General features: G+C 70.2%; 3 protein-coding genes and 1 pseudogene. 2 read left to right on the top strand and 2 right to left on the bottom strand.

Going from position 1 to position 6,120, the window contains the following annotated elements:
* Window positions 1-503, top strand: a pseudogene (locus tag BLR33_RS35540) (hypothetical protein); the annotation flags it as partial.
* A gap of 327 nt (window positions 504-830) precedes the next feature.
* On the opposite strand, the gene BLR33_RS34035 reads toward BLR33_RS35540, so the two are convergent.
* Complete coding sequence (locus BLR33_RS34035; RefSeq protein WP_093788883.1) at window positions 831-1,676, bottom strand: oxidoreductase; 846 nt, start codon at window positions 1,674-1,676, stop codon at window positions 831-833.
* A gap of 209 nt (window positions 1,677-1,885) precedes the next feature.
* Between BLR33_RS34035 and BLR33_RS34030 the strand changes: the two genes are divergently transcribed.
* The gene (locus tag BLR33_RS34030) at window positions 1,886-2,779 is read left to right on the top strand and encodes a helix-turn-helix transcriptional regulator (protein WP_093788877.1); all 894 of its coding nucleotides are present in this window, start codon (window positions 1,886-1,888) and stop codon (window positions 2,777-2,779) included.
* 98 nt (window positions 2,780-2,877) lie between these two features.
* Here BLR33_RS34030 and BLR33_RS34025 read toward each other — a convergent pair whose 3' ends face one another.
* Window positions 2,878-5,346, bottom strand: a complete 2,469-nt coding sequence (locus BLR33_RS34025) for a DEAD/DEAH box helicase (RefSeq protein ID WP_093788881.1) — start codon at window positions 5,344-5,346, stop codon at window positions 2,878-2,880.
* Window positions 5,347-6,120 lie beyond the last annotated feature (774 nt).

Here is a 6,120-nt window from a genome sequence, read left to right as displayed (position 1 = left end):
GGCTGCCGCCGTTGGCGATCGTCCCCGCCGGGGCCGGCCCTACGGCGCTCACCAACTGGATGCGCGCGGTCGCGGGCCTGTCCCGCGAGCACTGGGCACCAAGGCGCGGGACCAGCAGCTATCACGGCGTCAACCGGGAGGGAGACTTCTACCCCTTCTACCTCGACTTCGCCGGCCGCATTCCCCTGGTGATGACGACCCTGGACCGCCTGAAGGAGCACGGCCTCTCGGGCCCGGTGTGGCTGCGCATCGACGGCTACCGCCCCGCCGAAGGCCAGCCCCTGCTCCAGGCGCTCGCCGACATCCGCCCCTACGCCGACTTCCACCAGCGCCAAGAACGGCGGGAGCAGGCCGCGGAAGCCGAACGGCAGCGCCGCGCGGAAGCCGAGCGGCGCGAGCTGGAAGCCCGGTGGGCGAGGGCGGAGTGGTTCGACAAGCGGAAGAGGAAGATGAAGGAGCTCGCCGGCCTGTGGGACGAAGCCGGAACCGCAGACGAGCGGTGAACCCCTGGCCCGCGCCTCTCACTCCGGTGACAGTGGCCGGGGCCGGAGGTGTCACCCGCCGCGACAGTGCCACGGCGTTGCCCGCTCCGGCCTTCGCGTCCGCTCGGGGGAGGGCCTGGAGCGTAGTCCCGGCGTCAAGGGCCGTCCAGGGCTGCGGCAGCCCTGGACGGCTACGCGGTGGCGGACTCCGGCACGGCGGTCAGTGCCACGGTGAGGATCCGGCGGAGGTTTTGGGGACGAAGAACCGGTCGGGGGTGGTCAGGGTCCGTGCGGTGTTTCTTCGCCGCTACGGCCCGGAGGTGACGGTGGTCGGCTCCTTTTGCGAGGTCACGTGGTGGCTGCGGGGATGTCGGTGGAGCGGGAGAGTTCCTCCCACTCGGCGGCGCTGTCAGTCAGCTCCCGCGCGCGCTGCGTGAACGAGGCGAGTGCGTCGCTGCCGGAGGCCCATCGCAGGGGAGGGGTCTGGAGGGCGGCGAGCTGGACGACGGCCGGGCCGAACTTGACCGGGTCTCCGAGCTGGGTGTGGTTGCTCGCGTCCAGGTAGGCGCGCTGCTCGGCGCGGAACGGTGCGTAGTCGTCGATCTCGACGTCCCCGTGGCCGACGGAGCTGGGGTCGAGGAAGTCCGTGCGGAACATGCCCGGGTGCACGCAGGTCACGTGGATACCGAAGGGGGCGACCTCCCTGCCGAGCCCCTCGGACCAGCCGGTGACGGCGAACTTGGTGGCTCCGTAGACGGGCGAGCCGCCGATGCCGACGATGCCGGACAGTGAGGAGATGGTGATGACGTGCCCCGACCGCTGGGCCCGCATGACCGGCAGCACGGCACGGGTGACGTTGAACACGCCGAAGACGTTGGTGGCGAACTGCCGCTCGACGGACTCCGGCGACTGCTCCTCGAAGTAGCCGAGCTGACCGTACCCGGCGTTGTTGACGAGGACGTCGATCCGGCCGAAGCGGTCGGTCGCGGCGGAGACCGCGGTCTCGATGGCCATGGTGTCGGTCACGTCCAGGGGGAGGGCGAGCATGCGCTCGCCATACGCGCTCAGGGCGGCCTGCGCCTCCTGCGGGCGGCGGGCGGTCGCGACGACCGTGTCGCCGCTCTCCAGCGCTGCCCGCGCGATTTCGTAGCCGAAGCCGCGGTTCGCCCCGGTGATGAACCAGACCTTGCTCATGAACTCCCACACTTTCTGCCGTTCGCTGCGGGCCGGCCGCAGGGCTGCGGACGCGCTCCGGACGGACCGCACCCGGTGCCTTCACAGCACACCCCCAGGTGACCACGAGGACCGACGTGGTGCGGGCGCGCGGCGCGCCCTGCTCTACCTGGTACTCGCAGTACGCGGTAGACCCGCCGGCTCCACCGGATGGGACGGACAATGGGGTCATGAACAGCGAAGGGAGCTTGCGCGAGTTTCTGACATCACGCCGCGCCCGCCTGCGTCCGGAGGACGTCGGACTGCCGCCGTCGCCGACGCCTCGGCGCCGTCCTGGTCTGAGACGCGAGGAGGTCGCCGTCCTGGCCGGAGTGAGCGTCGACTACTACGCCCGATTGGAGCAGGGGCGTATCGGCAAGGTGTCTGACCAGGTGCTCACCGCGATCGAAGAGGCCCTGCGCCTGGACGCGCTGGAGCGTCACCACCTGCGGGCCCTCGTTGACACCTATGCCGGTGGACCGCGCAGGGCTGCCCGTACCGGAACAGGCAGCCACGAGTCGGCGCGTGTCGGGCTGCGGGAGCTGGTCGGCTCGCTCGACCCGCTGCCAGCCATGGTGCAGAGCCGGCGCATGGACGTCCTGGCCGTCAACAACGCCGGGAAGGTACTGCTGACCGACTTCGACCGGATGCAGGTCAGGGACCGCAACATCGTCCGCTGGCTCTTCACCGACCCCCAGGCCCGCGTCCGGTATCCCGACTGGGACGAGGTAGCCTCCAACACGGTCGCCGCGCTGCGCGGCGCACGCGATCCCCGCCTCCACGACCCGGAACTGGAACGCCTCGTCGGCGAACTGTCGGTGGCCTCGTCCGAGTTCGCCGCCCTCTGGGCCGACTACCGCCTCTTCCGGCACAGCCACGGCTCGAAGCGCCTGTTCCACCAAACGGTGGGAGTGCTCGATCTGCGGTACGAAACCTTCCCCGTGCCCGGCACCGAGGGACAGACGCTCACGATCTACACCGCTCCCCGGGGCTCGGCCGCCGACGACAGGCTTCGGCTGCTGCTCAGCTGGGACGCCACATCCCGCAGCGAAACGAAGTCCCCCGGACACGCCTCCATAGACTGACGTCAAGCACCGCCCCCATCGTCCCCACATCCCGCCGAGTACCGGCTCCTCCCTTCTCCGAATGCGTCGCGCCCGCCGTCACGCTTTCGCCTTCACTGCTACCAGCGCATCCCCAACGCGTCGAGTTCCGCGCGCCGTTCCGCGCTGAGCTTGTCGGCCCGCCTGCGGGCGTTGTCGATGAACATGCCCAGCTTGTACCGCATGCCGTCGACCTCTTCGACGTGCTTGCGCGGGACGTGGAGGTGGCCCTCGCGGGCGTGGAACTGCCGGGCGGCCGCGACGTTGGCTGCCCACTTGTCGGCCTGTGTGCGGGGCGCCGGCGGCCGCTCGTCAGCCCCGGCCGGGGTGAGGTGGAGCATGTTCTCCAGCATCCAGGCCTGCGCGGGCAGTAGCTGGTCCCAGCCGAGGCGCTGCGCCTGGACCCACGCGCCGAGGTCTTCGCCCTGGAGCGTCATCTGCCCGGGCGCGGTGGGCAGTTCGGTGCCCGCCTCGATGAGGATGCGGCACAACTTGTAGCAGCGCTGCCAGGCGACCGGCCAGGCCGGGCACCAGGACGGGTCGATCGCCTCGAGCGCGTCCCTGCGCTCTTCGGTCAGCGCCCCGGCAGTGGAGCCGACCGGCAGCCCCTGCTCGCGCCGCGCCTCGATCTCCGCCAGCCTCCGGCCCGCGGTGCGCTGGTTCTTCATCCAGACCCCGACCGGGTACCCGTTCCAGGTGGCGCTCGTGGGCGGGAGCAGATGCCCGTGTTCGGCCGCCCACCCTCGCGCCGCTGACAGTCCCTCCTGGAAGGCGACGTCCCAGTGGGACCAGATCATGCCGAGTTCTTCGAGTTCCTTGGTGCGTGAGGGCTTCATCTCACCCGCGTTGTAGAACCGCCTCTGGTCGGCGATCCATGTCCCGAGTGGAAATTCTGCGGGCTGCCATTCCTCCGGCGTGGTGAACGCGTACGGGACTTTCAGATCCCCGTTCTCTTTCACATACCGGGTGGCGGCCTGGATTCCCTGACGCCAGTACGTGTTTTCCGGCTGGAGAATCCTGAGTTTCATGAACTGCGCCAAGATGGCGGGGTCGCGCGGGGTGGAGAAGGACAGCAGGCTCTGTGCGGGAGCGGACGTGCCGTGCTCCTCACCCCGGCCCGCGGCGTCACGCTCCGTCGCGGTGGCCTTCCGGTTCCGGCTGGTGGCCTGCTGCTCCGCCAACTGCTCGATGGTGTCCGCATCGTGGCTACGCAGCGCTGCAAGCACCTTGGCCAGAGCGTTGTACCCCCGCGAGGTGAGCATGGCGTCCGGGTCCTCGCCCTTGCCGAGGAACACCGGCACGATCAGGGAGGCGACCTTGCCTTCTCCGGGTTTCATGCGCAGGGCGCGGCCGACGATCTGGAGGATGTCGACCGCAGACCCGCGCACGTCCCCGAAGAACACAGAGTCACAACCTGGCGTGTCCACGCCCTCGCCGAGGACTCGAACACTGGAGAGCAGACGTAGCCGCATCGGGACCAGGCCGCCGTCGACGCGCTCGCCGACCGGGGCGGCGAATGTGGCCAGCGTCGCCCTGCGGCGCTTGGGGGTGTGCTCGCCGCACAACCAGCTCGCCCACACCCGATCGGGCTCCGCATAGGTGGTCGCGTCGTCCTCCCACAGACGACGCGCCACGGCCGGCACTCCGGCCGCCATCGCTTCGGCCTCGCTGATCCGGTAGTGAAAGGTGAGCATGCGGCGCAGCCCCCGCTCGGCTGCGGTCTTCACCGCGGCGGTCTGCAGGGCGGCGAGGCGGGAGCCGCGCACGTTGTCCGAGTGGGCCTCGATCCCCAGCAGCGCGGCCGCCTGGAGCTCCGGGTCGGTCACGTCCACGCACACCACCTGCCACGCCGCGACCAGCCCGAGGTTGCGGGCCTGCGAGAGCGTCAACTTGTACGCCACGGACCCGAACAGCCCGTCCGGGTCGTCCTCCATACTCGCCACCAGCACCGGCGCACCGCTGCCGCCCTCCTCGGTCTCCAGCGCCTCCCACACCCGCGGGGTCGCCGTCATATAGAGCCGCCGATCAGCGGGCACCTTCGTGTTGTCGTGGATCGCGGCCCAGGGTTTCGAGCCGCGCCCGCTGGTCCGGTGCGCCTCGTCCACGACCACCAGCGACCAGGGCGCAAGCCCCGCCTCGTGTGCCCGCTGGAGCGTCCCCAAGCCCACCGAGGCGTACGTGGCGAACACGGTGACGGTCTCCAGGCCGCGCGTCCACTCCACCAGCTCGTCCACGTCCGTCGTGCACGCCGCCAGCCCCGGCGCCTCATCCGCACGCAGCGAGCAGATCCCGTAGAAGGGGCCCGTACGCCCGCCGGCCCGCCAGGCGGCCGCCATCTGCGTCAGCAGATCCAGAGTCGGCACCAGCACCAATACCCGGCCCGCACGCAGTTTCCGCGCGGTCAGCACCGCCATAAAGGTTTTCCCCGAACCGGTCGCCGCAATGACCTGCGTCCGCAGACCCTGCGCGGGCATTTCCTGCCCCGGCTGCAATTCCAGCTTCCGCACCGCCGCATCGGACGCCTCGATCTGATGCGGAAGCGGGTCCATCTCCACGACCGCGTTTTCTTCTTGAGCTGTGACTACTGCCACCATGGTTTGGCGCTTCCCATCCGGGACGATGTGCGGCCCCGAAGAAGTGTCCTCCGGGGGTGATGCCTGAGTCCAGAGTCTAGCGCGCGGAGAATTTTGACGCACTCGGAATCGACACCACCCGAAGCTCACCCGGGGGAGATGTGCACTACTCGGCAGTACCTGCCCCGTGACGCGGTTGGGTCAGGGGAGCAGGATGGTGGCCGTGGAAATGCACTGGAAGGGCAGGTATCCGCTACCGGAGTCTGCCGTCAGGCGGTTGCAGCAGTTCCGCTGGTTGTACGCGGGGTTCTCACTGCTGGAACTGGCCGGCCTCGTGGCGCAGTTGGCCGTCGGCGGCCGGGGCTGGGGTGCATGGGTGAACGGGGCCGGACTGGCCCTCTTCGCCGGACTCGGGATCCTGGCTACCCGCCAGCTCCAACACCATCGTGCAGCCGAGACCCGGCCAACGCCCCCTCCCTCCTAGCTAGCCTGCTTGTTGCCCGCCCCTCACGGGCCGCACGGATGCTCCGCTCGGGCACCCGCGGCGGGGCGCGGAGCCGCACCGCCTGGACCCGAGCGGAGCGAGGGGCCACGGGCCGTCAGGAGGCGGGCGGAGCTCGCCGCATGACGGCCCGTCAACCCTGGAGCGGAGCGGAGGGGTTGGCTCGGCGAAGCCGAGCAGACCGCGCGGAGCGCGGTCACGCAGAGCGAAGCGAGGCGTCAACCACCGAGCGAAGCGAGGTGGTTCGC

The sequence above is a fragment of the Actinacidiphila guanduensis genome (assembly GCF_900103985.1).
GTDB lineage: Bacteria > Actinomycetota > Actinomycetes > Streptomycetales > Streptomycetaceae > Actinacidiphila > Actinacidiphila guanduensis.
The sequence above is the reverse complement of the archived record's forward strand: the minus strand, read 5'-3'. Positions and strand labels throughout refer to the sequence as shown.